This window comes from Micromonospora sp. 4G55 (assembly GCF_016803375.1).
In genome coordinates, this window is the sequence record NZ_JAEVHN010000896.1 from 1 (window position 1) to 2,086 (window position 2,086).

Consider the following 2,086-nt stretch of genomic DNA (forward strand, 5'->3'; position numbering starts at 1 on the left):
CGGCCAGGCCGGCGAACCGGGCGATCGGGGTACCGCACCGCTCCCGGAGCCAGGGCAGCCGGAGCGGCCAGTAGCCGCGGTGCCACCACCCGCCGGTCCGTTCGTGGTAGGCGTCCGGATCGGCCGGGCCGGCGTTGCCGGGGGCCGCCATGGCGCGGGTGTCCAGCCAGGTCAGGACCGGCCCGAGCGGCGCGCCCGCGGGGTCGAGCGGCACCACCGAGTGCCACTGCGCCGAGACCGCGACCAGGTGCACGCCGCGCAGGTGCCCGGCGGCGGCGAGCTCGTCCAGGCACTCGACCAGGCAGGCCAGGTAGTGCGCGGGGTCGAGGGTGCCTGAGCCGCGATCGCCGATGTCCACGTGCACCTTGCGCCGCGCCAGCGCACCCGGCCGCGGAGCCGCGTCGGCGTCGAGCACGAGCCCGCGTACCGAGGAGGTGCCGAGGTCGAGAGCGAGAATGTTCATCGCCGGTCACGGTACCCGTCGACCGGCCCGCCGAAGCCTCGATCGGCGGCCACGGCGCGACCGCGTACCGCCGACGGCTTCCGCGCCCGGTGGGGGCCGCGTAGGGTGGTCGACATGCTCGCGCACCTGTCCTGCTGGTGGCCCGCCGACCCGGCGGCCACCTTCCGCGCGTAGCTCTCACGCGGCCGCCCGACGAGGCGGCCGCCGGTCTCTCCCCGGCTCCCGGGCCGCCCCGACGGGCGGCGCCGACCGGCCCGGAGGAGACACCGATGAACCGCCCGCACGACCTGCTCGCCGCCCTCGCGCACGACGCCGCCCCCGGCCCGTTCGCGCTCGTCCGTCGCGAGGGCGCCGCGCACCTCGACCTCTTCACGGGTACGGTCCGCACCGCCGACCGGCTCGCCGACCTGCCGCTGCCGGACGGGGCGGCCGGCCCGCGCACGCTGGCCCTGGTGCCGTACCGGCAGATCGCCGAGCGGGGCTTCGAGTGCGTCGACGACGGCACGCCGCTGGAGTACCTGGAGATAGCCGGGCACGCGCGGATCGCCCTGGCCGACGCGCTCGCCGCGCTCCCGCCGGCCCCGGTGGTCACCGCGGGCGCCGCGTTCGACGTCGCCGACGAGGAGTACGCCGGCATTGTGGAGCGGGTGCTGGCCGAGGAGATCGGCCGCGGCGAGGGCGCCAACTTCGTCATCCACCGCACCCTGCGGGCGACGGTACAGGGATCGCCGCTGCGGGCGGGGCTGGCGGCGCTGCGCCGGCTGCTGCTCGGCGAGCGGGGCGCCTACTGGACGTTCCTGGTGTACACCGGGCACCGGATCCTGGTCGGCGCGAGCCCGGAGCGGCACGTCAGCGTCGACGACGGGCTGGTGATGATGAACCCGATCAGCGGCACCTTCCGGCACGCCGGCGCGAGTCCGGACCGCGCCGCCCTGCTGCGCTTCCTCCGCGACCCCAAGGAGGTCGAGGAGCTGTACATGGTGCTCGACGAGGAGCTGAAGATGATGGCCACGGTCGCCGAGCACGGCGGCCAGGTGGTCGGGCCGTACCTGAAGGAGATGGCGCACCTCGCGCACACCGAGTACCTGCTCGCCGGGCGCGGCTCGAAGGACGTCCGGGAGGTGCTGCGGGAGACGATGTTCGCCCCGACGGTCACCGGCAGTCCGATGGAGAACGCCTGCCGGGTGATCGCCCGGCACGAGCGCTGCGGGCGGCGCTACTACTCCGGCGTGCTGGCCCTGCTCGGGCGCGACGGCGCGGGCCGGCAGACGCTGGACGCGCCGATCCTGATCCGGACGGCGGAGATCTCCCCCACCGGTGAGCTGCGGGTGCCGGTCGCGACCCTGGTGCGGCACTCCACCGCAGCCGGCGAGGTCGCCGAGACGCACGCCAAGGCGGCTGCCCCGCCAGCTCAGCCCGGCTCGGTCAGGAACGGGCGCAGCTCGAGCCACTCGTGGATCGGCTTCCCGCCCGCCCCGGGGGCGGCCGACAGCTCCCCGGCACGGTCTGGCCGACGCTGCCGAAGATCTCCGTCGACTACGCGGTGATGGAGGGCGCGGCGACCGCCGGCCGGGTCGCGACGGTGCCCGGCGACTTCGGCTGGAACGACGTCGGCGACTTCCA

General features: G+C 75.8%; 1 protein-coding gene and 2 pseudogenes. 2 read left to right on the top strand and 1 reads right to left on the bottom strand.

The genetic code is table 11. From position 1 onward, the window contains the following. Nucleotides 1-463, bottom strand: a 463-nt coding sequence (locus tag JNW89_RS35810; RefSeq protein WP_255541602.1) for an FGGY family carbohydrate kinase, incomplete at its 3' end; no start/stop codon positions are given. Nucleotides 464-732: 269 nt separating this feature from the next. Here JNW89_RS35810 and JNW89_RS35815 point away from each other — a divergent pair. Together JNW89_RS35815 and JNW89_RS35820 are read left to right on the top strand one after the other, a co-directional pair. Beyond that, nucleotides 733-1,870 (top strand): annotated as a pseudogene (locus JNW89_RS35815) (chorismate-binding protein); the annotation flags it as partial. A gap of 85 nt (nt 1,871-1,955) precedes the next feature. Then, a pseudogene (locus tag JNW89_RS35820) lies at nt 1,956-2,086 on the top strand (mannose-1-phosphate guanylyltransferase); the annotation flags it as partial.